We start from the raw sequence: 25839 nt of genomic DNA on the forward strand, positions 1-25839 counted from the left end.
TCATCAGACTTCTTCCGGAACGTCATGTCCTGTCGGATAGAAGTATGTGAGAAAGCACGGAAAAATGACAATAAGAAGGGCATATGAAATGGTCATGCCCTATCATCTTCATATGCCATCTTATTTTTTAGAGACATTTACTGAATATCCCTAAAAAATATCTCTTCCTTCTCACTATAAGAAGAGAGTGAATCATAAATATTACATTATGACGCATCCTCAAAATCGTTCATCTACCCAATCCCATAAATTAACGATTCTATTTCACATATATAGAGTAAAAGTCAGATAAAATCTGTGATTCTTAATTTATAATCAATGGGAATTGTTTTATCTAGTTGGTCCAACAATTCTTTTCTAAAGAAAGGAATATTATGAGCTTTTTCTATAAATGACAAAGGTGAACTATAAACTATGTTTAATAAGGTATCTGCCTTTTCTTTTGAATAGTTTTTCTCCACCAATCGCAATAATTCCATTTCTTCGGCTCCATCACGCCAACGCTCTAATCTGGCAGAGGCTATAGGACCTTTACATCCCAAGATATCACCAGGATAAATGAGTATACCATCACCATGTGGCATATCAGTGATATAAGTAAATGGATTTCGTTTGTGATAAATATTACAGTTCCAATAGAGAAAACCTTGGCTACCGTTTTTCCAAGTACGCCACATGACAGCTCTTTGCTGTATCCCCTTCATCTGTAATAAAAAGTTTGGTTCATTTCCACCTGGTTGCCAACAAACATAACTCCACCAGTCTATACCTTCAGGCACTTTATAGCGTATATGTTGCACTTCTTCTTCATTGCCTTTACAAGGAGCTAAACTTATAGTAGCAACATGAATATGATGTTTCAAATAGTCGAACACTGCATACAAATCTCCTTTACGTGGACCGTTTCGGGGACCACAAAAGAATGTGGTTAAAATCCGAGCATCTGAAGCATATTTCCGAATAATATTGACTTTTCGTTTGATTTGCTCATAATCCTCCATATAGGCAGGTTCATCCCAAATATAGAAAAGTGATTCTTTTAATTTTCCTTTCTTTTGGATATTACATAATAAAGACGCAAGTTCATTCTCCGACAATGTAAAAAACGGAAGCATGTAACAACTATATCTTCTATCGTTTAATAATCGGATGCTTCGTTTGTCATTCCATGCCCAAGGTGAGAACGAATGTTCGTATTGCCAACGTTCCGGAGTAATCTGTGTACCAAATACAGGAGTCATTCTATAGCTTAATACAAAGTCTACCCATCGTTGCCGTTCTTTATCGGCTTCTTTATCATTAAGACCTTCAGTCATACAACGATTCTCAACTCCAACAGTGATAGGGATAGATGACTTTAAAGGAATGGTAGTATGATGTACGTTATAATCCAGCTGTATCGTAAAATGTTTACTTCCTTCTATCTTTATCGTCTGATGATACTTTCCGACTGGAACCCTTGACGGACACTGTACAGTAATCCATACAGCAGTCAATGTATCCGTACATTTCAACTGATTTTTAAAAGGGACTAACGCGTCATAATAACCATTCATTTTTTTAAGTTCTCTAGCCGATATTTGAATACCTTTCAAATATCGGTCGAAAGTGAAACGATATTCCTCATTAACTTTGCTAGGAAAGACTAATTGAATATGTTCTACTTCACCTCTAGCCATTTCCAAGTGAACCTTTGAGGTTTGAGCGTAATTTCTGTATACTTGTGGGGATTCTACAGAAGGAATTATCCAAATATTTGCTTTTGGATAACTGGCACATATAGACAGGAATCCAACCCATAGTTGAATAAGCGTTAAAAAATACTTCATATTTATTTCAGATTAAATGTAGTCACTACAGCCGCATGGTCAGAGGGGTAGCGAACAGGATGTTTGTCTATCATCTCCGATTGGATAGCTTTGATATCCTTCCCTTTATAATAAATAAAATCTATACGGTATTGCAATTCATTCTTCGCCATAGTAGACCATGTAAGACATGGATATTTTTTCACGTCAGGATGAATCTCACGATAAGAGTCAATAAAATGAGCTTTTTCCATCAACTTGCTGGTGGGCCATTCTATAACATACCCGTTGTGTCCATTCATGTTTTTTGTATCATCTTTCCAATCCAGATGCGAATCACTGTTAAAATCACCGGAAACTATGAGAGGTGTTTCCATGGTATTCCATTGGGATGGAAAAGCTTTCAAGATACTTTGCAATTGTGCAGCTCTCCTACTCCACTCCCCCGCTATGATATTTTCTATGGATTCACAGGCGTTTATTTGGTCATTAGTGATAGGACGATAATCCAGCCAAAGGTTAATGTAATTTATTTGTTGTGACGGACTAATTTGCAATGTCGCCGCACTGCAATTGAAGGAATCATACAAATCATAGGTATCTGTGATAGGATACCGGCTCATGATGGATAAATTGGAACTACGTAAATAGAAATAGTAGCCTAATGCATCTGCAATAATAGCACCTGAACCGTAGGTTTCTACCATACCGATCACATCTGGATTTTCTGCTTTTATAACCTCTACGACCCTATTCACTCCTACCTCTTGCCCCAATTCATGACCACCATGAAAGATATTGAAAGCCATCACCTTCAGTTGTGACAAACGTTGGGTGTCCGTAACTGAAATTTTGGGTAGTTCCACATGGCTTATAAATGTAAATTCTTTGATATAACCATTGAATGCATTCCACTGACCATCATCTACAGAGCCTATTCTAAGTGTATTGTTGGTGGCTAAATTGACATTTCCGTTGGTACAGTAAATAGCCACATTCAACTGATCGTAATACATGCGCATCTCCTGTTTACCGGCATCATGTGTCACTGTCAAGGTATGCCACTTATCATCATTTATGGGTTGGCGCAAGGCAGTAGGTCTATATTCCCATGGAGTGTTTTTCCCATCGCAAAAGTGCACTATCCATGATCCGTTGTCTTGGGTGCCTATCCAAATGCCTGCTTCGTTTGGTATATTGTTCTTTTTATTGGTAATCAAGGCTTTTTCACCTAATTCACGGGCATGACTACGCACCTTTATAGAAAAGGTAAAAGAACCGCTCATGCTTACGGAATCTATTTCAGATACTTTTATTCCATGGCGCTCAAAGGCATTTTCACTTAAATCAAGTATTTCTCCGGGTTGTACAAAATATCTTATCTCTTTGGCCGTCAAAAAAGCAGGCAGGAAGAGCAGTATAAATAATAGTTGCTTTTTCATACTGAATTTATTGTTTATTCAAAATATTGTTTTATTGATGTTGCTTTATCCCAATATTATGGCTGTTGATATAATTTTTATCTATCCAACGAGTAAGAAAATAATCCATAGACCGAACAAAACGATTGTAGTTTTTACGCTTGTTGTCTGTCCATCCTGTTTCGGCATGGGCCGCCCAATATGGATATATCATTCTATACATATCCTCCACTTGTGGTATCCATTCTCCCCACATCTGACACCCTATACCTATAATCTGTTTTTGTTCCTGCATGGTAAGCCCTTCGGGTATTGGATTGAACGCATATGCTTTTTCCAAAGGGATAGGTTCGAAATCATATTCCAACCCAGGCGTTATACGGTCATGGTTAAAGTTCAGATAAGTATATTTAAAATAACTGTTAACTATCTTATAACCTCGTTTGGCTGCCTTCCGTAAAAGGTCATGATTGCCAGTCCAGAACTGTACCACCGCGTCCTCTGAAAGCTGGTTTCCTGCTTCAATTGTAACTTCACTTTGGTATCCATGCAATTTGTCACCAGTTATATCATTCCAACCCATCATTATTCTTCCTTTCGATTTCAGATAAGAGGCTATATGGTTAGTGAACCACATCTGAAGTTCGGCAGCTGAGTTTATCCCTTTTTCTTTCATGAATGTTCGTACCTCGGATGAGTTATTCCATTGCTCTTGTCGCACTTCATCGCCACCAATGTGAATGATTCTCGAAGGAAACAGTTCCATCACTTCATCGAGTACATCCTTCAAAAAAGTACGTGTGCGTGGATCGGCTACATTGAAGGCACTGTTTTTGACTCCAAAGGTACAAGGCACTTTGATTTTTTCATCTGTACTGCCTAACCAAGGATACGCGGCAATGGCGGCTGAAGCATGTCCCGGCATCTCTATTTCAGGAACAACTGTAATGTGAAGATTCCGGGCATAGGAAACAATTTCTTTTATTTCACGCTGTGTATAGTATCCATCGAACGGCTTACCATCGAACACTTTGCTTTCATACCAGTTGAGCTGAGTAGAATCTCTATGCGCGCCTATTTCTGTGAGCAGCGGATATTTCTTTATTTCTATACGCCATCCCTGGTCTTCGGTAAGATGCCAATGGAAAGTGTTCATTTTTAAAATAGCCATTTCATCCAACAATTGTTTTACCTCTTTCATGCCCTTAAAGGCTCTTCCATCATCAAGCATGAATGAGCGCCATTTAAAAGCCGGAGCATCATCAATGACTACATAAGGTATTCTTATTTGTCCTTGATGAGTGGTAATAAGCTGACGGAAAGTCTGCAGACCATAAAACACACCTTGAGGTGTGGAACCTTCAATACGGATACCTTGTTCGTTTACAGTAAGACGATATCCTTCAGGATGGGGAATCCACTTAGATAAAGTCAATTGCATATTTCCCTGCTTGGTGTGTTGTACGATGAGTCCATGTTCCTCTAACAACAGTTGTTTTAAGTAATCGGCTTCATTTTTCAAGGCATTGGGATAAACAAGCTGACAGGACATAAAAGGATAATGTCCCGGATGAACCTTTACCTCATTGGGATAAGGAAGTATTTCTAAAGGTGCAGTTTGCGCTACAAGCATACCTGCCAAGTATAAATATATTATTGATAATAAAAATCGTTTCATATTCGAACTATTTGTTTATATTGAATGTCCAATTTCCACCTTCTTTCATAGTGATAAAGATACTTTCATCCTTATCTTGATGAATGCATTTGACTATGCTGCTTTTATGTGATATGTCTTTCCCGTTTTTCCAAATTAGCTTGTTATTCAACGTGATGCTTTTGCATTGGAAAGGCAGGCAGATGGTAGCACGTGGACCTTGTGGTGAATTTACCTGAAGTTGAAACGTCCTTTCATCATCTTTAAAGGAAACTTTAATGTTTCCTTTAACTGTGGGAACTAAAGTTTCAGCCTCTTTCACTCCTGTAGGTTGCGGAGCTATACGATAAGCCTTATATCCGGCTTCCGTAGGAGTTATACCGCACACATATTGCGACAGGATAGTAAGACCTCCGCCACTCCAGGCATGATTGGTAGTACCACCGGGGAATCCATTAGGACCAATCCCCCATCCTTCATAAAGGGTCGTGTGTTCAGAATCGTTCACCATTTCAGCAAAACGCCGTTTCATACGCTCCATCCCATAATAATTTTCCCCCATTCTAAAAAGAGCTTCTATGACATACTTTTCCATATAAGGACTGGCATGTTCATTCTGCTTCAATACTTTAATCAATGCAGGATATTTTTCTTTATCTGCTAAGCCAGACACGATGGCTAAAGCTTGTACCCGGTCATCTGTCTTTAGCCTATAATCAGGATGACGGTAAGCTTTTCCATTCCAAAATGCGGCGTTAAATGCCTTTTTCAGTGCTTTCATCTCTTGGAGTATAGCATCTGCTTCTGCATTCATTCCCAAAGCGGTAGCCATGTGTTGCTGCCCTTTTAGAGCAATATAGTACCAAGCATTAAAGAGCGCTTTGATATCAATATTTTTTCCCCAATCACCCCAAGTCCATTCTCCGGCTCTGAAGGTGATGGTACCATCGTTATTCTTCTGCCAAATATCCAAGTATTTTTGTATTTTGGGATATAGATCTCTAATGGTTTTAAGGTCTCCTGTATTCAAATAATAATTCCAAAAACCAAAGTAACCGATAGACGCCAACATTTGACCGGGAAGTTCAGTGTGATAGTTGGACGAAGGGATAGGAGCGAAGATTTCTCCTGTAGGACGCTGCCACCCCATGAGTTCATACATCCCTTTTTTCATGAGCAGATGGCTGCTCACCGACAATGCATAGAAGGCTTCTCCTGATTCGTTCACTTCATCACCCCACCATTGAGCCCGCTCTCTGTCAGGACAATCCATATAAGTATCACGCATGGTAATATAAAGTGTGCGTTGTGATTTCTCCCACATTTTATTCAAGAAAGGATCGTTACAGCGAAAGTATCCTTCGAATTCTGTGTTATATCCTGTCTCTCTGAACTGTACTTTGGTAAGGTTTATTCCTTTGGGATAAATGTAATATACTTTCTCACCGTTCATCCAACCTTTATTTTCATACGACTGCTTTCCTTTTTTGGTCAGATATTCTGCTCTGACATCATATGCGCTTCCTCCTTGATAGTGGCTTGTAAATATAGTAACGACTGAATGGGCTTTCTCTGCTTCCAACTCCATGTAAGGCATAATTTGAGCATTGTAAGGAAGCTGACAAACTAAAGTATCATTTATTGTACCGCTGTGAACAGTTTGTGAGACGTAATTCTTCAAACCAAAATCTTTCCAAAGCGGAATGATACGATGATGCAGTTTATTCCATGGTGCATCGCCTTCCTTTCCAACCACACGTGCTTTGGCCCAATATTGGCATGCTGCGTTTTCACCTTTTTCCCAATTGTCCATAGCGAGTTCTGCATTAAATCCGATACTTGATTCAGGTAAACGGAAATTAGGATACGGCGCCAATGGGGTATAATAAGCAGGGTGCATGGCGGCTTTCCACGAGTCATCACTCTGCAAGGTGAGCTCAGCAGTTTGGCAATCGAACAAGAAAGCGCCTTGACCACTGGGATTATATGAAAATCCTTCTTTGCCAAAATACCATACTAACGCAGATATAAGATTATGTCCTTGCTTGAGGTGTGGGGCTATATCCACTTCATCATAATAGGTGTCATTGGGATTAGGACCACGTTTTACGGCACCTTCCAAGACAACTAGTTTGCCGTTAATCCAAAGCCAATATTTGCTGTCTGCTGCAATACGAGTTAAAGCTTTGGCAGGAACAGCATTTATATTAAATTCCTTTTGAAAGCATATCCAAGAATTTGTCGCATTTTGATTCTCAAAAGCAGTAATCCATTGTGGAACAGACACCGCAGACAACTGTAGGGAAACAACACATAGGATGACTAGAGTTAAGAAATATTTTTTCATGATATAGAAATGAGCTATACGGTTTATAGAAGACATGAACTATCTATCTTCTATTTATTATTCTATTTTTTATTATAGGGCTAGGGAGCTATCCCCAGCCTATAATTGTGTAATTACCAAAATTTAGTTTGGCTAAGGTTTTCATTTAGTATAAGCTGTTGCTTTGGTATCGGAAAATAATAATATTTAGGTTCTTCAAATTTACGTGTGTTCGAATTTACTTCAGTAGACGACATGATGTAACCATGATCTTTTTCTGACAGACAAATCGCAGTTTGGGCTCCTGAACTTTCTTTCATATAATAGAATACATAATTGTTTCGTTCCGATTCAGGTATTGTATTAGCTGCTTCACTTTCAAAAATACCTACATCAGGAATTCCGTCACCTGTAAAGTCGTGTAGTCCAAATTGGTCAATATATACACCTTGCTGAATCTCTTCAAATAATCTCCCTGATTTCCATCGAAGCAAATCATCATATCTAAAGCATTCGCAAGCAAATTCAATTCTTCGCTCACGACGAATTTCGAGAATAACTTCCTTTTGGGAACCTGTTACATTAGGATATTGTTTTTCCAAATTTGCATTCAAGCTCAAAGAAGCTAATAATATGGCAGGCATACCCACTCTATCTCTTACTACATTGATGGTTGCATCCAAATCCGCCTGCTTCAAAATACCCAACTCCGCTTTAGCTTCAGCGTAAATATATAAAATTTCAGCATAACGCATTACCGGGATGTCATTGTAAGAACGAAACCAATCCATTTGGTCAGCTGTTTGAGCTACAAATTTAGTTTGAGGATATCCTCCTAAGTATAAGTTAGGAACAAAAGGCCTGTTTTCTCCCGGACGAATATATCCTGGATACATAAAAGTTTGTTTATAACGGGGATCCCGATTCTTGAACGTCTCGGGCATAGACATCTTATCATAATCAGGAACTGAGGTGAATGGAATAGCTTTACCATTTTTGATGTATTCATAATTTTCCATTAAGCTACGGCTTAAACTGCTCACATAACTGAAAACTCTTCTTGCTGCATCATGTTTAATGTTTTGCTTGTCATCAAAATCCTTAAACAAGAGAATTTCCGGACTATCTCCTAAATTATTACTTATGAACAGATTTTCATAAGCATTATCTATTCCTCCTCTTTTATCAATAGAAAACAAATGGGTTTCCATTATTTTTTCACAAGCGTTTATAGCTATCTTATAGAAATGTTCGGCACTGACCTGTAACCCCAATTCATCATGATATTTACGGAAAGAGGCTTCATGCAGCGCTATACGAGCCATCATGCCATAAGCATACCATTTATTGATGACACTTCTATTCTTCATATCTGCCGAGATATGGTTGACCGCAAATTCCAAATCTTTAAAGATAGAATCGACAACTAACTCACGACTGTCTTTCCCTTTGTAAAGAAGATCTGTACTCGTATCTTTAAGTGAAGTGGAATACCAGGGTACTTCATTGAAACGTTTTATCATCTCATAATACCACTGAGCACGCATCAAACGTGTAATTCCAATATAGTGATTGATGACCGTAGGTGATCCTTTTGTCTTATGGACATTCTCCAGAAGAATATTATACTTTCTCAAAGTACCCCAATTATCCCAACCTCCTACTGACTGTTCGGTGATTCCTCCATGCATCATGTTGACTATTTCTGTAGGTTCAGAATAGATAGAAGCATTGTCTGTCGCGTAATCGTGATAATAATAGATTAACTCATTATAGAAAGTATTAGTATAAAGTTCCAAATCTTTTTCGGAAGTAAAGTATGTTTTATCCGACAAATCGGTATCAGGATACCTTTCCAGAAAGGAATCATTACAACTGACCAGTAATAGTCCACATAAAATATATGCTATTTTTTTTATTTTCATAATTAGTATTTTTAGAATGATAAGTTTAATCCAAAGGTGAACAATCGTTGCATAGGATGGCTGGTTCCTAATATTTCAGGGTCATAATTCTTTGAAAGCTTGGTAAACTCAAAAATATTATCGCCTGTAAGATATAATCTTACTCGTTCTAATTTAGCTTTCATCGTAAACTTTTTAGGTAATGTATAACCGATAGTGATATTCTTTATGCGGAGATAGGCTGCATTTTGCAAATATCGCGTCTGATTAATTGCCAAGTCCTTTCCACCTTCTGCAATATAAGATTTTAATCTTGGGAAATAAGCATCAGTATTTTCTGGAGTCCAATGGTCTAAATTATTTTCAAGCACATTTCCCCAAGGAGCTCTATATATGCCAAAGAAATAATGACTTTCCGGATACCAATCCTTTTTGCCTACTCCTTGCAACAGAACACGGAAATCAAGTCCATTCCATTCGGCTGTAAAATCAGCACCATAATTATATCGTGACGCATTGTTACCAATTACTTTATAGTCACCAGGATCATTTACAGTCCAAGAACCATTGTTAATCTTTCCATTGTTATCCAAGTCCTTATATTTCAAATCTCCCGGTTCAATAGGACGGTCACCAGGATAGGAAGTTACATCCCATTGATCAGCATGGTTATCAATATCTGCTTGATCTTTGAAAAATCCTTCTGTCACTAATCCCCATATTTCTCCTATCTCACAGCCTTCATACCAATCGTCCAAATTACCAGTAGGATTATCAAACCGAGTAATAAAAGAACGATTGTCTGACAGGATAAATTTGACATTATAGCTAAAAGGCTTATTCCCCAAATTAAACAAGTCTCTCCATCCCAAGGATATTTCCCAACCTTCAGTTTTCATATCTGCCGCATTAATGCGTGGCTCTAAAGCTCCCAACACACTAGGAAGAGTCTTACCTTTCGTAAGCATATCTTTCGTATCTCTGCGATATATATCTCCCGAAAAGGTAAGCCGGTTATTAAAGAAATTCAAATCCAATCCTATGTTTTTGGTATATACTTTTTCCCAAGTCAACGAATTTGAAACTAGGCCACTGGGGGTAACGCCCATAGGTTTTATACCATTAATCAACAATTGTTGTTCGCTAGATCCCATACTTGCAATATATTCATAGTAGCTTACATCCTGATTGCCTAGAGCTCCATACGAAATTCTCAATTTCGCGTAATTCAACCAATTTTGGGTGGCATGCATAAATTTCTCTTGTGAAATAATCCAAGCAGCTGATATAGAAGGAAAGAAACCGAAACGATCATTTTTGGGGAAGCGAGAAGACCCATCATAACGTCCATTTGCTTCAAAAATATATTTATTGTTATAAATATAATTCAGACGGAAAAAACCACCACGCGTGGCCCATTCATAATTATCCTCGCGCACACGTGCACTTCCGGTAGCTAATTCTACGCTGGGTAATGATGAACTAATTAATTCTTCACGCTCACCTCGCATATATCGGTGTGAGTTATATTCTTGATTAAATCCAGCCAATGCACTTACCTGGTGTTTACCAAATGACTTAGTAAAGTCTATATAAGCATTTACACTAGTATAGTAATCTCTTTCCTTGGCAAGTTGAGCCATATCTACCCAACCTAAATATTCATCGGCAAGATTAGGCCCCTGTTTATAAGGTATGTTCATATCACTATCCCATTGTTCTGTTTCTCTATTTCCCAATCGGGCCGTTGCATCGGCTTTGATAGATAATACATTCTTAATCAAAGCCAGTGTCATAGTAAATTGCGATTGCAGACTGAGTTCCGTCGTTTGGGCTTCTCCTTCAGAAAGTGATCCAATCAATTCTGCTCCTTCTTTTGTCCATGACCCATCAGGATTCTTCACGGTCATTAAAGTATTGGTATCATTAATCCTATTAAATAACCATGAATAGAAGGAACTAGGTCGCTTGTATGTATAGTACAGAGCAGACGTATTATTGCCAAAAGTCAACCAATCGGCTACTTTGAAATCTACTTTTGAGCGGAAATTATAACGATCCATAATGTCCTTATTAATTTTTAAGAGCCCTCTTTCCTGCATATATTCCATACCTATATAATAAGAAGCCTTTTCGGAAGCGCCTGACAAACTTAAATTATGAGAGTGAGTTATACCTGTGTTATCATATATTTCCGAAAACCAGTCTGTATTCCCTAAATAGGTATAATATTCTGGATTACTGAAACTTGGAATCACATTAGGTAAGGTTGGGTCTTCTTTCATCTTTTCAATGTATTTTAAATCCTCGTCTGAATAAAGATCGTACCAAGGCTTACCCATAATTTTTTTATAGCTAGCCTGTATATAAGGATCTTTTACGATTTTAGGCATGCGCCCCAATTTACGCACTGTAATGGAGTTGTCAAAATCAACATTGATCTTTTCCCCTTTTTCTCCTTTTTTAGTAGTTACTAAAATAACCCCATAAGCGGCTTTTGCACCATAGATAGCCGCTGATGATGCATCCTTAAGAACAGATATACTTTCTATATCCGAGCTGTTCATTCGGCTAAAGAATGCAGTTTCGGTTGGAATACCATCAATCACAATTAAAGGAGAACCACCATTAATAGAAGTCTCACCTCGAATATTGAAGGTTGGAACAGAATTAGCTTGGCCATCACCAATACTTATATTAAGGTTAGGTACGATACCCTGTAACATCGTTCCTATGCTATTGGTTGCTCTATTGGCTAAAGTTTTTCCTCCTACACTTTCTACAGCACCACTCAAATTAACTTTTTTTTGTGTACCGTATCCCACGACTATCACTTCATCCAGCATCTCATTATCTGAAGTCATGGTGATATTGATGCGTGTACGGTTTCCCACAGTTATTTCTTGTTTTTTCATTCCGATATAAGTTACTTCCAGCACTGATTTATCGGTAATATCACCACTTAACGTATAATCACCGTCTATATTGGTGATAGTACCGTTTGAAGTACCTTTAAGCATGACGCTTACACCTATTAAAGGTTCACCATTCTCATCTAAGATACGTCCCGTTATTTTACGTGTTTGTTGCAAAATGGCAGGTTGGGGCTTGTTTGAAAGGACTATATGACTTCCTTCCATAGTATAATGTATTTCAGTATCATGAAAAAGTTCGTCCAAAACTTTAGATACAGGAGTGTCATCTGCTCTTACCGACACTTTTTGATGAGTATCGATATTCGAATTGATAATAAACAAGTAATCTGTTTGGTTTTCAATTTCATTTAAAACAGACTCAAGAGTAGCATTGTTCTTGGTGAATGTAATGCGTGCGTTTTGCGAGTGTATATTACCCGCAAACATACTGAAAATTGACACAAATACCAGAGTCAGGGTAATTTTCATAATCTTATAAATTCGATTTGTCCGTAATTTTTGGGGGTATAAAATTTCCCACAAAGAAATATTATTCATATCTTTGTTACACTTTAATGATTAATACAGTTATTAGAATTGTGTTAATAGTGAGTGCTGACATGCGGCCAAACTTGTCGGCACTCTTTTTTTCAATTGAAAGGAATGTGTTTTCTTAGTATTGTTTCATAGGCAAATTTATTTTATGTAAATAATATGGTTTTCTTCATCGCGTACAAACTGAAAATCCACATCTTTTTGTAGCACTCGTAAAGCATATCGCACACCATCAGAATGACGGAACTTACCTGTACAACGATAATTCATCACAGCTTTATTTTCTATACGGATTTCCACACCGTAGTATTTTTCAAATTTATGAATGATATAAGGGAAAGTTGCATCCTTGAAACTGATAATCCCCTCTCGCCAACGATAAGGATTATAATCTTCAATAGGAGCCACTTTTATTTCTCCATCTTTAAGATAAGCCATCTGGTTAGGTTTGAGTTGGCACTGATAATTGCCTGCGGTTATCTTTACAGCCCCTTCCATCAACGCTGTCGCAAAGGTACTGTCATCCGAATAAGATTCCACATTAAATTGGGTACCAAGCACTTCTACATTTCCTTTTGGAGTTTGTACAATAAAAGGTTTATGAATATTTTGAGCAACCTGAAAGTAGGCTTCACCGTCAAGTTTAATCCGGCGTTCTTTATCTGCGAAAACTGCAGGATATTCAATTTTAGTACGAGAATTCAGCCAAACTTTGGTTCCATCAGACAATTCCAAATTGATACGTTGACCAGCTGGAACACTGATTTTTTGAGCAGTGAGCCAATATTCTTGTCGCTCTTGGTTCTTGTAAAATAGTGTGATGACCAGAGTAATCGCTGCAACTGCTGCAATTTCTATAAATTTCCTAAATTTAAACTTCTTTTTTGAAGACTGTGAAACAGTTTCTTTTTTCGTGTCTTTACTCAGAAGCAATGTCATATCATACATCTTTCTTTCTTTAAAATAAGTACGACGGTTTTCAGTTGATGCTTCCATCCACTTACGAACTTTCATCTCTTCGTCCGTAGTAGCCTGACCTTCAAAAAAACGTATTAACAAATTTTTATCCATACTCTGTTATATTGTATAATAAAAGATAATATAAATTTATTTATCTTCTTACTATACATATAAGCAAGTGATGCTTTCATATCCCTAATGAAAAAAGGTGTTTTTTTTATTTTAAAAGGAAATAAATAAAAAAAGGTAGATAATCTTTTAGTTGTATCCGTAGTTCTCTTAAAGCTTTTGTGATATGAAATTCTACCGATTTATAGCTGATATTCAGCTTTTCGGCAATTTCTTTATGCGGAAGGTTCTGAATACGGCTCATTATAAAAATTTCTCGGGTACGTTCTGGCAGAAGATCCAAAGTGTCATTGACTATTTTTTGTGCTTCAGCCGCAAAAATTTCATAAGGTTCACAAGCTTCCAAGGTGGCAATACGGGTATTCAGTTCCCATTGGGCATGTTCGTACAATTGTTCAGATACTTCTTTAATAACTGTTTTGTGTTGAAGATAATTCAAACATTTATGTTTGATAACCGTAAGCACATATGCAGGTATATTAGACTCTTTATTAAGTTCGGTTCTATGTTCCCAATAGTAAATAAGGGAATCTATCACAATGTCTTCAGCTATAGTAGCATCACGGGTAAAGGTTTGTGCGAACCGGACGAAACGACCTTTGTATATTGTAAAAAGTTCATTGAATAATGATAAATCTGAAACTTGTTCCATTATATTATACTAGCCTGTTGGTGTGATAAAAAATATTTTATAAATTATACATAATATATGCAATATTCGCAAAAGTCCTTGACTTTTGCAAGTAAATAGAAACTAAATTACACGGTGATTTCTAAAATATATCACACATAAAGACATCAATTCAACATCTATAAACAAAGTATATACAAAGAATATCATTACCATGATGGAACGCAATCGTGACCAGCCTTTGATTTCGTCGAAAGAAACAAACCCATCTCATATGCTTTGGTTTCCGTCCTATTTACGAGGAATTCTTTATCGGTACGGCTACATTCGTTAATCATCGTCCAATAACGGTAAAAAGCGGGCTACCATGATCCAGAGTTAAAACTTCAGTATTTTCCTTTTTCATTTTATTTATGAACACGAAGATACGACAGACTGTTCAAGAAAAAGTTGATTATTGTAGATGTGCGCAGGTTAATGTGATTCAGAAGGTCAGATCTGTCTTCAGAGTAAAAAATATTCTGGTACGGAAGGGAAATTGGATGTGAAGGAGCCTATATATAAATATACACTTCCCCCAAGATATAAAACCCGCCCCCCTGCAACAGCCCTACTTGAACAAACTTGTTAGTCCCCTGTTCCAACCTCCGGAGGCTATGAATGTTTTTTCTTAACAAGTAACAGTCCGCTCTGATATAGAACCTAAACCCGAAAGATTATATATCTTACAAGTGTAACATATATAACGATGACACCTGAAGATCTATCATGTGTCACGGCATCTTCTATGATTCATAATCAAACCGATCAAGTATCATTCATCTATAGAAAAGAAAATTGCCTTCATCATTCATAAAAACAAATAATGAAGGCAATACACTAAATTATATACAATCAATCCCTAATCATTCAGCTACTACTTCAACTACACGACTGTTGAGTTGCTGTGTAGTAAATAGATTCAATCCTACATTCATCAAGAATTCTCCAGAGAAAACCTCACCATTGCCTGATAAAGAAGAATTGGCTCCGGGCATCAAGTTGATTTCTTTCACACGATACATTTTGTCTGCATCAAGCCCCTGCAAACGCACCGGCAATGTTTTTTCCGCATAACGGGGATGAATATCGAAAGCAAATACAACTGCTTTATCCTTATCTTTGCCCACATACATAGTAGAGGTATGATTACTGCCATAAGGAGATACCAAACGGTACATATCGCCTTCCAGAACGACCGGTTTCAAACGGTTATAATTCTGTACAGCAGTACGGCAATAAGTTTCATCATCCTTACTCATATCCGCTAATTTTATATCAAAACCGAGTTTGCACATCATAGCCACATCCGTACGGAATTTCACACTGCTATTCTTATTCCATGTGGTAACATGAGCGCACATTGTCTTGGCTGGGAACACCTGTGAAAATCCCCACTGAATAAATAAACGTTCAATAGGATCGGTATTATCACTAGGCCAGAATTCTGTAAAATAGCTCAAAGCCTCATAATCCGAACGCCCACCGCCACCGGAACAAAGCATCATCGGCAGATCAGGATATTTTGCTTTCACACGTTCCAATACATTATATAAGCCACGCACATAATCAATATATAAATGTGACTGCTTGTCTTTCAAATAAACAGAGTAAATATTTGTAATAGGGCTATTGCAATCCCATTTGAAGAAAGCGATATCAGGATATTTCGTCATCAAATTGTCCACAACTCCGAACACATAATCCTGTACTTTCGGATTACTCAAATCCAGAACCAACTGGTTACGGAAATAATACTCGTCACGGTTCGGAAGATGAATCACCCAGTCTTTATGCTTTTCATACAACTCACTCTTAGGATTCACCATTTCCGGTTCAATCCAGATACCGAACTTTATACCTTTTTTCTTAGCGGCTTCCGTCAGATAACCAATGCCATGAGGAAGCTTGTCAGCCGTTTCATCCCAGTCACCTAACCCTTGATGATCACCACTGCGCGGATACTTGTTGGCAAACCAACCATCATCCAACAAAAACATATCCACACCCAGTTCTACTGCATCATCCATCAACTTCACCAATTTCGCTTCATCAAAATCAAAATAGGTGGCTTCCCAATTATTCAACAAAGTCATACGAGTCTGGTTCCCATCCTTTACCTGATACTTACGGGCCCAATCATGGAAATTACGGCTAGCCTGTCCTTTACCTGTAAAACTGTAAGTAAAATAAAAATCGGGAGTACGGAAGATTTCATTCGGTTTCAGACTATATTCCGAAGCATACGGATTAATACCCGAAATAACACGCAGTTCGTTCTTATTATCTACTTCGAATACAAAACTGAAATTACCTGTCCATCCTAATGTTCCGACCAACACTTCACCTTGGTTCTCTTCTGACTTTCCGTCCAATGCAAGTTGGAAGAAAGGAGAGCAGAACATATTGGCACGTGCTCCCAACTTGGTATCAATCGTTTTTTTACCAAATTCCAAAGGCTGTTCCTTCACATGCGCCTCACTGGCCCAGTCTCCCGAGAATTCAGTCAGGAAATAGTTGGCACGATTCAAGTGCAACATGGAAGACGCATACTTATGAAGCTGCACAGGTTTCTTTTCCCGATGACTGATTTCAGTGAAAGTCTTTATTAGATTTTCTTTCTGGTAAGCCACATAATGAAGTTTTACAGTTACAGGATATTTATCATCCTGCATAGTAATCACTACTTCATCTACCCCCGGCGACACTTGATTCCGAGTATGAGATACATATTTTAACAAAGTAGAAGGATTGCCGTCATTATGCACTATATGAATAGCCGGTTCAAAATAATCTTCCATGCCATGAGTCAGATATGCTTCGCTGCCCTGCGGCAAGTGGGCAATATCTGTAGCATGATTCAACCTCTTTCCCAAATAACTTTGATATAGACGTCCATTATTACCAACCCGGTAAATAAGGTCTACATTTTCTGTACTAATTTTAATTACTGGCTTATCCGCCGCCTTTAACATAAATGATATGCATAAAAAACATATCAAGAAGAGCAATCTTTCTTTCATGGTATTATTCATCGATTAAAATTATAGTGCAAAAAGCCCAATTTTAAAATTCACTCTTCAAATATACCATAAAAACACTAATACTCAATTTCTTTTTTAAATGAATTTTTATCCTTATGATTATCCCGACATCTCCAATCCCTCTTAATGTAAAAAAATCATAAATTCAGGAATGTTACTCCAATTACCGTATTCTTTTCACCTATTTTCTTATATTTGTAAATTATTCCATCACACAAACGTAAAAACAAATGGACCAGACCTTACTAAAATACTGGAAAACTTGTCTTCAAGATGCAGAGCGCAAAGCTATTGCTCTCAAAGGACCACGAATCACCCTAAACATTGGTGACAAGATACTTAAATTCATTCCTCTCAAAAGTATTCCTGTTATTTTCCCTGATTGGAAAGCAGAAGACAGCAATGAAAAACAAAAAGTGATGATTGCTCCTTGTATTCTTTTGCCCGAATTTGAAAACGGCTGGACTTCCCAATCAGAAAGACCGGAATATCCCTTCTTGATTACTGCCACCATGTTGCCTGACGGCAAACTAACCGTATGCGAGAACGAATCAGACAGAATCCCAATATTTATTCGTAAATTTTTGGAGCCTAATGCAGCCAATGACCGCACTATAGCTTCTCTTTCAAAAGTAGATCAACTACTATCCAATTTTAACACTGAAGAAACAAAATGGGAGGCCTATTGGCAAGCATGCGAGCAGCTTTTCAAGAAAGCAACCGGCAAAACTTTCAGCACAATGAATTACTATGATAATCCAGAAATCATTATCATAAAAGCCTCCGAGCGCAATATGGCACAGCCCATAATCACACTATATGACAAACTCTTAAAAGATGACAATACCACTCCACATCCCCTGTTGAATTTATTAATACAAACAAAATCTGCTAACGCTCTTCCTATTCCAACTAACCGGAAAGTATATTGCAACCAAGAACACTGGGCACAAATGAGCAGCGACTTTCCTTTGTCCATATCTCAACGCGAAACACTAGCAATGTACACAACACCGGAATGTGCTGATATTTTTGTCGTCAACGGTCCTCCGGGAACAGGAAAAACCACTTTTCTGCAAACTGTCATCGCAAACAGACTTGCTCATAATATTCTAAACAATCCGGAAGAGCCGGAAATTATAGTTGCAAGTTCAGCTAATAATCAGGCAATCACCAATATCCTGAAGGATTTCAAAGCGGAAACAACCAATGACACAACACATCCCCGGTTGTCCAACCGCTGGCTACCCGAACTGGATACATTAGGCTTATATCTGTCAGGGAAAAAAGAGCTGCAACAACAGTACAAAATGATGTTCAATCCCAAAGGGGATGGATTTCCGGCAGCATACGATACACCTGAACGTCAAGAAGAGTACAAACAATTCTATCTGCAATGCTTCAATCACTTTTTCAAGAAAAACTATCAAGACGAAACAAAATGCCGGCAATTTCTCCGTAAAGAAATGCAAGCCCTCCAAAAAAAGATTATTCTCTGTATCCAAGCTGCCGAAACAACAGAATATGGAAACCGGAAGGAAAACAATATATTACAGAAGTTTATCCGCAAATTCCATGAGCCATTACCCTCCTACGACAAAGTAATAGAACAGTGGACTTTGACAGAAGAATTCAAAGAACGTTACGAAAAAATAAGTTCCAACCCTGAGTATGGCAACTTACCTTATACAGAAGACATGGCAGTAAGGCTGGATATCAGCTATCGGTATCAAATGTTCTGGTATGCCATACATTATCGGGAAGCCGAGTTTATTCACCGGTTAAGCAGGTGCGATGAAGGCAAACAGCGCACACAAGAAGCCTATACCCAAAGATTAAAACGTTTGGCTTGCGTAATGCCTGTTTTCATCTCTACTTTCCATTCTCTACCCAAGTATATGACCTATGCGGAGAACGGAAAATGGGATATTCCTTTATACAATGGAATAGATCTGTTGATTGTAGATGAATCCGGACAAGTTTCACCCGAACTTGCCGTTCCCTCCTTCAGTTTGGCCAAGCAAGCGATTTTAGTAGGTGATATTCAACAAATAGAGCCTGTATGGTCCATTTCTGATGAATATTCATTCATTAATTTAAAGAATCTGGGCATTGTTTCCAACCAGTCCTCGGAAAAATACCGTTTTTTAGAAAACAATGGTTTCCTTTCTTCTTCCGGAAGTATAATGAAACTGGCACGTAAAAGCTGTAATTTTACAGTAAAAGGTGAAAAAGGAGCTTTTCTGACCGAACACAGACGATGCGTAGATTCCATTATTGCCTATTGCAATGATTATGTTTACCACGGCAGGTTACTTCCTAAAAAAGGTAACGAAGTAAAATACAAGTCCCTCCCTTCCAAAGGATATGTACACATCAACAGTTACAGCAGCCCTGGAAAAACAGGAAGTCGCCTCAACCGGGCTGAAGCGGAAGCCATTGTCTGTTGGCTGGAACTGGAAAAAGATAATCTGGAAAAGACCTATAAAAAGCCTATTCATGAAATTGTAGCCGTAGTAACTCCTTTTAAAGCCCAAGAAGCCGAAATACGGCATCAAATACAAAAAATATCAGGAAATGAGAAATATAAAGATATGATCATCGGCACAGTACATTCCCTGCAAGGTGCCCAATGTCCGATTGTTCTTTTTTCAACAGTCAACTCTCCCGAAGACCATTCTCTTTTTATGGAGCGTGATGGAAAATACAATATGCTCAATGTAGCGATATCGCGCGCTCAGCATCATTTCATTGTTTTTGGCAACATGAATATTTTCCATCCGGAAGAAAACACCCCGGTAGGAAATATGGCTAAATGGCTTTTCGATGATCCATCCAACGAGATTTCCAACAACTTTATTTACCAACAGGAAGTTCCGCTGTGCACCTACCACCCCACCCTTCGTCTGTCCACCACAGAAGAGCATATCCAGGTTCTGCACCAAGCTTTTGAAAAAGCAAGACACCGCCTGCTGATTGTATCTCCATTCATATCTATCCACGCCATAGAAAACGACCAGTTGGTTCCGCTGATACGCCACACGGTACAACGAGGAGTGGATGTCACAGTCTACACCGATTCGTCTCTAGATTATGATACGAAAACCAATCAGTTGCTCAGCCGTGCCGAAGAGGGACGGAACATATTAATAGAAAATGGCGCAACCCTCATTGAAGTAAAAGGTATCCACAATAAATCATTGGCCATTGATAACCATACACTTATAGAGGGTTCTTTCAACTGGTTATCCGCCAACCGCCATAAAGAATACTCCCGCCACGAATGTTCCATAGTTGTATCATCTGTTCAAGCCGATGAGTACATCAACAATCTGATAAAGGAACTAGAAAGCAGAGAAAAAACCTTTCAATCCCTATCTAAGCCTACAATCAATCTTGACATTGACCAAAAATATCCGGGGTTCTTTACAAAAGAATCTTTTAATGATTGTACAGAAGAAGATATTTGCCGTATAAAACAAAAAGTCCAAGAGTTAGGCATTCAGAAAACAGTCCTTCCACCTTATATCCATAAACAACGTGAAACTTTCCCACGTGCTTATGAACCTTGGTGCACAGAAGAAAAGGAAATTATATGTGAGTTGATGCAAAAGACCAATCATCTTTCTATTTTTATAGAATGTCTGCAACGTACAGGACAAGCAATTCAAATTCAGATAGAAGGCAAAAACAATTGATTATAATCCTGAACTGATATCCTTTTTATGATATTCGGGAAACTTGGGAAACAAGAATCAGTCCCTATACGGAAGAGAGGAAAAGACAAATTACTTTTTGCCTTTTCCTCTCTTCCGTATAGCATATGCAACTCCTGCCCAGAGTTCCTTATTTTTTGGAATACATCCAGGTCCATTTATGCCAAAGACTCTCTAACGGTCCCTGCTTATGTCCTTTCAACCACCACTTGCAGAACTGTACTTGCAACAAAAAGAGTACAAAACCAACCAACAAACTCAACGTATATCCACAGTACGGAGCCAGATAAAGTCCGAAAGGGAAATAAATAATAGCTCCGGCAATAGATTGGGTGATATAATTAGTCAGACTCATCCTACCATAATAACGAAGATTTGATACAAAATTCTTGAACCTATCCCGTTGATAAAGCAATACAAAAGAAGCAACCAGTACAAATGTAAAAGCGAACTTTTGCCACATATCAAAAGCAGTTCCGGCAGTCTGGCGAATGAGTTCACTGTCACTAGCCATAATCAACTCTTTCAGTTGGAAAAGCGGAGCAAAAGAGATAGCGGAAATGATAAGAGCCTTCACCCAAAAACGAGTATGTTTTTCGGAAGTAACAAACAATTGTTTGCGTCCGATATATAATCCCATCAAAAACAAGCCGGCAGTCTGCCAAAAACGCCCTGCTCCCAGAGCCCAATATAGACTGGCTTTCTGACCAAAGGTCATATTCTTACCCAAAAACTCCCACAAATTCCCCTCTTTGGTATATTCCGCCACTTCTTTATACATCGCGCCCACTCCCCAATCGGGCAAAGTATGAGAAGGATCAAACAGACCTACTATATAATGATACCACTCAACGGGCTGCAATAAAAACAAAATAGCCGTAACTAGTATGGCACAGTCACTCCACTTGCGCACCACGAACAATACGATTCCCACTACCGAGAACAGCAACAACACATCTCCTGCCGGAAAAAAAGCTGCATTCAGCGTAGCAAAAGCTACCAATAACAGCAAACGCCACAGAAAACGATAACCAAAATCTTTTCCTTTACGCTGTTGGTTAGCCGACTGAATATAAAATGTAAATCCAAACAGCAAAGCAAAAATGGCATACGATTTTCCAGCCAATAAAGTAAATGTAACATTGAATACCCCGTCATTCAGTATATTCAACCATGCAGGCTGGTCTACCGGATAAACCGGAAAGATGAAATGCTCCAAACTATGCACTAAAAGAATTGCCATGACTGCAAATCCCCGTAAAGCATCCACCACCTCAACGCGTGGCAGTTTTTCTGATAATTGTTTTTCCATGAACTAGTTATTATTGTTTATTTAAAATTCGTTTTACCCAGCGGTTGGCCGGTTTCTCAAAATAATAATAAGAAAGCAGACTCAGCCCGATAGCGACTGCAAAGATAAGCGGAATACTGATATACAGACTGATATGCCAATCGTATGTTTGCGCCAACTGCACATAAGCAAATAATATCCACTATACTCTCCTCTTCGGTGCTATTCCTGCTCTACATATCCGGGGGAGCGGTGAGCAACATTGGATAATAGACTACAGACAATATCATCAGAGTTTTGACAACTCTTACCAAAAACTGTATATTAAAAAGAGAAACTGATTTCCTACAATATTTCCTTTAAATTCCAAGCCTGTATATGCCTGACCCCTTCATTGGAAGGGAATTGTACCTCATCCATGGAAACGACATATTTTTCATAATTATCACCTATCGTCAGCAAAGGAGCATATTCCCGTTCCATGGTTTGTGCCGTTTCCAACATGTAAGTTGCTTGAAGATAAATCACTCTATCGTCCTTCATAGCAACAAAATCAACTTCTTTATCCCGAAAAGAACCTGTATATACAATATAGCCTAAACGACGAAGTTCCAAATATACTGCATTCTCCAACAAATACCCGACTCCATAAGCAAAGCCCGGATAAAGAAAATTCTTAAAGGACAAGTCATTCAGATAATACTTGCAATTACCTGCCACCACATCCTTTCCTTTTATATTGTAACGTTCTGTTTTATAAGCAAGAAAAGCTTCTTCTATATAACCTAAATAATTAGATAAGGTATCATACTCACCTTCCGGTTCTTGGATTTAAAGAAATTAACAATATGCTGAACGGAAAACAGATTGGACGCATTATTCACCAAATAAATAAAAATATCATCCAATAACCTTACATCACGAACGGGTTTACGCTTCACTATATCACGCAACAAAATCGTATCTTTCACAGAAGCGACGTACTGTTTTTCTGACTCGACAGTGGGCAGGTTGTACAATTCGGGCAAACCGCCTTTCTGTAAATAGGCCAAATAAGAAGCCCGACCGGCAGGTTGCTGCATCAACTGTAAATATTCAGCATAACTATAGGGGAATATATGAAATTCTACATAACGACCCCACAAAATTGCCAATCTTGTCGGTATAAGATTTCCGTTCCAGTCCCAATTGATACGTATTTCCACCCCAAAGGTTATACTTTTCTAAAGCTTTCCATTTATCGTCCATACTCGAATCTTTTCCCACAAAGATAGTTTTTTTCGAGTATAATCGAAAAAACGTATCTATCTCAAACTGAATTAAAGAAAACGAATACAATCCGGCAGTATGTAAAATTTAACAAATTACTTAAACAAGCAAACTATTATTTTCCTACATTTGTTACCAGTGAAACTTTAAATACGAAAGAACATGAAAGCAAATCCTGTATTTAGTTTATACATCCCTACCAAATTAGTATTTGGTTGCGGAGAAATCAAGAAATTATCCAGTGAAAAATTACCGGGAAAAAAGGCACTGGTCGTCATCTCATCCGGAACTTCCATGCGGAAATATGGATATTTGGAGAGAGTACTTGCCCAATTAAGACTGAATAATGTAGAAACACTGGTTTACGATAAAATCCTTCCCAACCCCATCAAAGAACACGTCATGGAAGCAGCCGCCATCTGCCGGGAGGAAAAGTGCGACTTTGTAGTAGGACTGGGAGGCGGAAGTTCCATCGACTCAGCCAAAAGTATAGCTGTTATGGCCTGCAACGACGGTGACTACTGGGATTATGTATCAGGGGGTAGTGGCAAAGGACGCCCTGTTACCAAAGCACTTCCCATTATCGCCATCCCTACTACCGCCGGAACCGGAACAGAAATGGATCCATGGACAGTGATTACCCACGAAACAGCTCAAGAAAAGATAGGCTTCGGTTGTCAGCTGACTTTCCCTACCTTATCTATTGTAGACCCGGAACTGATGGTTTCCATTCCTCCGCACCTCACCGCCTATCAAGGGTTCGATGCATTCTTCCATGCCGCAGAGGGTTTTATCGCCAATTGTGCAACACCCATCAGTGATCTTTACGCCTTAGAAGCCATCCGTCTGATCTACAAATATCTGCCAGTAGCCGTAGCCGACGGAAAGAATTTGAAAGCGCGTGCCAAAATTGCTTGGGCCAGCACCTTGGCAGGCATGGTAGAAGCCACTTCAAGCTGCACTTCCGAACATTCATTAGAACATGCCATGAGTGCTTATTATCCACAACTTCCTCATGGAGCAGGACTCATTGCCTTGTCTGAGGCATACTTCGAAACTTTCCGGCATGACTGTACAAAACGTTACATGAAAATGGCTGAAATGATGACCCAGAAAAAGAGCAACCGTCCGTCCGATTTCATTGATGCATTGATTACACTGCAAAAAGAATGTAAAGTACATTCTATCAAACTGAGCGAATTTGGTATCCAATCCGAAGATTTCCCCAAATTCCTGCAAAATGCAAGAGATACGATGGGAGGACTGTTCACTCTCGACCCACGCCCGATTACAGACGAAGAAATCCTGCATATCTTTAAAAATTCTTATAAATAATGGATAAAGAACTAGACCTTGCCGTAACCTGTTACGGCAAGGTAAAACCATTGAAATATGATTTGGTCCTCCTCCCTTGGGGAGCTACCGAACCGCATAATCTGCACCTGCCTTATCTGACAGACTGTATTCTAAGCCACGACATCGCACTAGATGCTGCAAAACTGGCAAAAACACATTACGGTATTCGTTGCATGGTCATGCCTTACGTCACTGCCGGTTCACAGAATCCGGGACAACGCGAGCTGGATTTCTGCATCCATTATCGCTATGAAACGCAAAAAGCGATTTTAAGCGACCTAGTTGCCTCTCTATACGCCCAGGGATACCGCAAAATGGTCATTATCAACGGACATGGCGGCAATACATTCAAAAGTATGATACGTGACTTGTCACTGGACTATCCCGACTTCCTGATAGCCAGCAGCGAATGGTTTGCCTTTATCCCTGCTAAAGAGTACTTTGATGAACCGGGTGACCATGCAGATGAATTGGAAACTTCTGTTATGATGCATTATCATCCGGAATTGGTAAACCTGGATGAAGCCGGAGATGGAAATTATAAGAAGTTCGCTTCGCAAATGCTGAATGAAAAAGTGGCATGGATTCCGAGAAACTGGCAAAACGTTTCGCAAGATACCGGTATAGGCAATCCTAAAAAAGCAAGTGCCGGAAAAGGGAAGAAATACGCCGAAGCAGTCGTCGCAAAATATGCATTACTGTTTGAAGAGTTGGTACATAAAGAACTTTATTAATAGTTTTAGAACTAAATAGGTTTATTTTCTTCATAATAAAAAGCATAAATTTAGCACATTATATAAGTCACATTCAATTATATC

At 38.6% G+C, this 25839-nt stretch carries 15 protein-coding genes and 1 pseudogene; 3 read left to right on the forward strand and 13 right to left on the reverse strand.

The window, feature by feature from the left end:
- Positions 1-284 precede the first annotated feature (284 nt).
- The 9 genes from AB5062_RS14405 to AB5062_RS14445 all read right to left on the reverse strand — a co-directional run bounded on the left by AB5062_RS14405 (position 285) and on the right by AB5062_RS14445 (position 17368).
- Entirely contained in the window at positions 285-1829 is a 1545-nt protein-coding gene (locus tag AB5062_RS14405; protein ID WP_032952815.1) for a DUF4091 domain-containing protein, read from the reverse strand.
- Positions 1830-1831: 2 nt separating this feature from the next.
- Positions 1832-3250, reverse strand: coding sequence for an endonuclease/exonuclease/phosphatase family protein (locus AB5062_RS14410; RefSeq protein WP_005844963.1), 1419 nt, complete (start codon positions 3248-3250; stop codon positions 1832-1834).
- Positions 3251-3281: 31 nt separating this feature from the next.
- The gene (locus AB5062_RS14415) at positions 3282-4907 is read right to left on the reverse strand and encodes a beta-N-acetylhexosaminidase (RefSeq protein ID WP_050484649.1); all 1626 of its coding nucleotides are present in this window, start codon (positions 4905-4907) and stop codon (positions 3282-3284) included.
- A 7-nt stretch (positions 4908-4914) separates the two neighbouring features.
- On the reverse strand, positions 4915-7233 hold the full coding sequence (locus tag AB5062_RS14420) for an alpha-L-rhamnosidase C-terminal domain-containing protein (RefSeq protein ID WP_368326908.1): 2319 nt from the start codon (positions 7231-7233) through the stop codon (positions 4915-4917).
- A gap of 113 nt (positions 7234-7346) precedes the next feature.
- Positions 7347-9137, reverse strand: a complete 1791-nt coding sequence (locus tag AB5062_RS14425; RefSeq protein WP_050505370.1) for a RagB/SusD family nutrient uptake outer membrane protein — start codon at positions 9135-9137, stop codon at positions 7347-7349.
- 11 nt (positions 9138-9148) lie between these two features.
- A complete protein-coding gene (locus AB5062_RS14430) occupies positions 9149-12520 on the reverse strand; it encodes a TonB-dependent receptor (protein WP_162093996.1) in 3372 nt (1123 codons plus the stop codon).
- A 207-nt stretch (positions 12521-12727) separates the two neighbouring features.
- On the reverse strand, positions 12728-13657 hold the full coding sequence (locus AB5062_RS14435; protein WP_008781416.1) for a FecR family protein: 930 nt from the start codon (positions 13655-13657) through the stop codon (positions 12728-12730).
- A gap of 106 nt (positions 13658-13763) precedes the next feature.
- Positions 13764-14327: an RNA polymerase sigma-70 factor gene (locus AB5062_RS14440; protein WP_005844952.1), complete on the reverse strand. Its 564-nt coding sequence runs from the start codon at positions 14325-14327 to the stop codon at positions 13764-13766.
- 884 nt (positions 14328-15211) lie between these two features.
- Positions 15212-17368: an alpha-galactosidase gene (locus tag AB5062_RS14445; RefSeq protein WP_032946255.1), complete on the reverse strand. Its 2157-nt coding sequence runs from the start codon at positions 17366-17368 to the stop codon at positions 15212-15214.
- A 251-nt stretch (positions 17369-17619) separates the two neighbouring features.
- Between AB5062_RS14445 and AB5062_RS14450 the strand changes: the two genes are divergently transcribed.
- The gene (locus tag AB5062_RS14450; protein WP_032946156.1) at positions 17620-21087 is read left to right on the forward strand and encodes an AAA domain-containing protein; all 3468 of its coding nucleotides are present in this window, start codon (positions 17620-17622) and stop codon (positions 21085-21087) included.
- A 148-nt stretch (positions 21088-21235) separates the two neighbouring features.
- Here the strand turns inward: AB5062_RS14450 and AB5062_RS14455 are convergent, their stop codons facing one another.
- From AB5062_RS14455 to AB5062_RS14470, 4 genes and pseudogenes are all read right to left on the reverse strand, one after another.
- On the reverse strand, positions 21236-22417 hold the full coding sequence (locus tag AB5062_RS14455) for a DUF418 domain-containing protein (RefSeq protein WP_005850669.1): 1182 nt from the start codon (positions 22415-22417) through the stop codon (positions 21236-21238).
- Positions 22418-22427: 10 nt separating this feature from the next.
- A pseudogene (locus AB5062_RS14460) lies at positions 22428-22598 on the reverse strand (acyltransferase); the annotation flags it as partial.
- A gap of 143 nt (positions 22599-22741) precedes the next feature.
- A complete protein-coding gene (locus AB5062_RS14465; RefSeq protein WP_050505371.1) occupies positions 22742-23119 on the reverse strand; it encodes an ATP-binding protein in 378 nt (125 codons plus the stop codon).
- Between the two features lie 62 nt (positions 23120-23181).
- A complete protein-coding gene (locus AB5062_RS14470) occupies positions 23182-23601 on the reverse strand; it encodes a hypothetical protein (protein ID WP_228680507.1) in 420 nt (139 codons plus the stop codon).
- Between the two features lie 226 nt (positions 23602-23827).
- On the opposite strand from AB5062_RS14470, the gene AB5062_RS14475 reads away from it, so the two are divergent.
- A complete protein-coding gene (locus AB5062_RS14475) occupies positions 23828-25000 on the forward strand; it encodes an iron-containing alcohol dehydrogenase (RefSeq protein ID WP_005844938.1) in 1173 nt (390 codons plus the stop codon).
- Positions 25000-25755 (forward strand): creatininase family protein, encoded by a 756-nt coding sequence (locus tag AB5062_RS14480; RefSeq protein WP_005850667.1) that lies wholly within the window; start codon positions 25000-25002, stop codon positions 25753-25755. Before AB5062_RS14475 ends, AB5062_RS14480 begins: the two co-directional genes overlap by 1 nt.
- Positions 25756-25839 lie beyond the last annotated feature (84 nt).

The sequence above is a fragment of the Phocaeicola sp. RTP21359st1_B8_RTP21360_211022 genome (genome assembly GCF_040911965.1).
GTDB classification, from domain to species: Bacteria; Bacteroidota; Bacteroidia; order Bacteroidales; family Bacteroidaceae; genus Phocaeicola; species Phocaeicola vulgatus.

What these genes read in the sequence shown, in the direction of transcription:
- AB5062_RS14405 (WP_032952815.1), bottom strand. Translation starts at nt 1,829, where the DNA reads ATGAAGTATTTTTTAACGCTTATTCAACTATGGGTTGGATTCCTGTCT.
- AB5062_RS14410 (WP_005844963.1), bottom strand. Translation starts at nt 3,250, where the DNA reads ATGAAAAAGCAACTATTATTTATACTGCTCTTCCTGCCTGCTTTTTTG.
- AB5062_RS14415 (WP_050484649.1), bottom strand. Translation starts at nt 4,907, where the DNA reads ATGAAACGATTTTTATTATCAATAATATATTTATACTTGGCAGGTATG.
- AB5062_RS14420 (WP_368326908.1), bottom strand. Translation starts at nt 7,233, where the DNA reads ATGAAAAAATATTTCTTAACTCTAGTCATCCTATGTGTTGTTTCCCTA.
- AB5062_RS14425 (WP_050505370.1), bottom strand. Translation starts at nt 9,137, where the DNA reads ATGAAAATAAAAAAAATAGCATATATTTTATGTGGACTATTACTGGTC.
- AB5062_RS14430 (WP_162093996.1), bottom strand. Translation starts at nt 12,520, where the DNA reads ATGAAAATTACCCTGACTCTGGTATTTGTGTCAATTTTCAGTATGTTT.
- AB5062_RS14435 (WP_008781416.1), bottom strand. Translation starts at nt 13,657, where the DNA reads ATGGATAAAAATTTGTTAATACGTTTTTTTGAAGGTCAGGCTACTACG.
- AB5062_RS14440 (WP_005844952.1), bottom strand. Translation starts at nt 14,327, where the DNA reads ATGGAACAAGTTTCAGATTTATCATTATTCAATGAACTTTTTACAATA.
- AB5062_RS14445 (WP_032946255.1), bottom strand. Translation starts at nt 17,368, where the DNA reads ATGAAAGAAAGATTGCTCTTCTTGATATGTTTTTTATGCATATCATTT.
- AB5062_RS14450 (WP_032946156.1), top strand. Translation starts at nt 17,620, where the DNA reads ATGGACCAGACCTTACTAAAATACTGGAAAACTTGTCTTCAAGATGCA.
- AB5062_RS14455 (WP_005850669.1), bottom strand. Translation starts at nt 22,417, where the DNA reads ATGGAAAAACAATTATCAGAAAAACTGCCACGCGTTGAGGTGGTGGAT.
- AB5062_RS14475 (WP_005844938.1), top strand. Translation starts at nt 23,828, where the DNA reads ATGAAAGCAAATCCTGTATTTAGTTTATACATCCCTACCAAATTAGTA.
- AB5062_RS14480 (WP_005850667.1), top strand. Translation starts at nt 25,000, where the DNA reads ATGGATAAAGAACTAGACCTTGCCGTAACCTGTTACGGCAAGGTAAAA.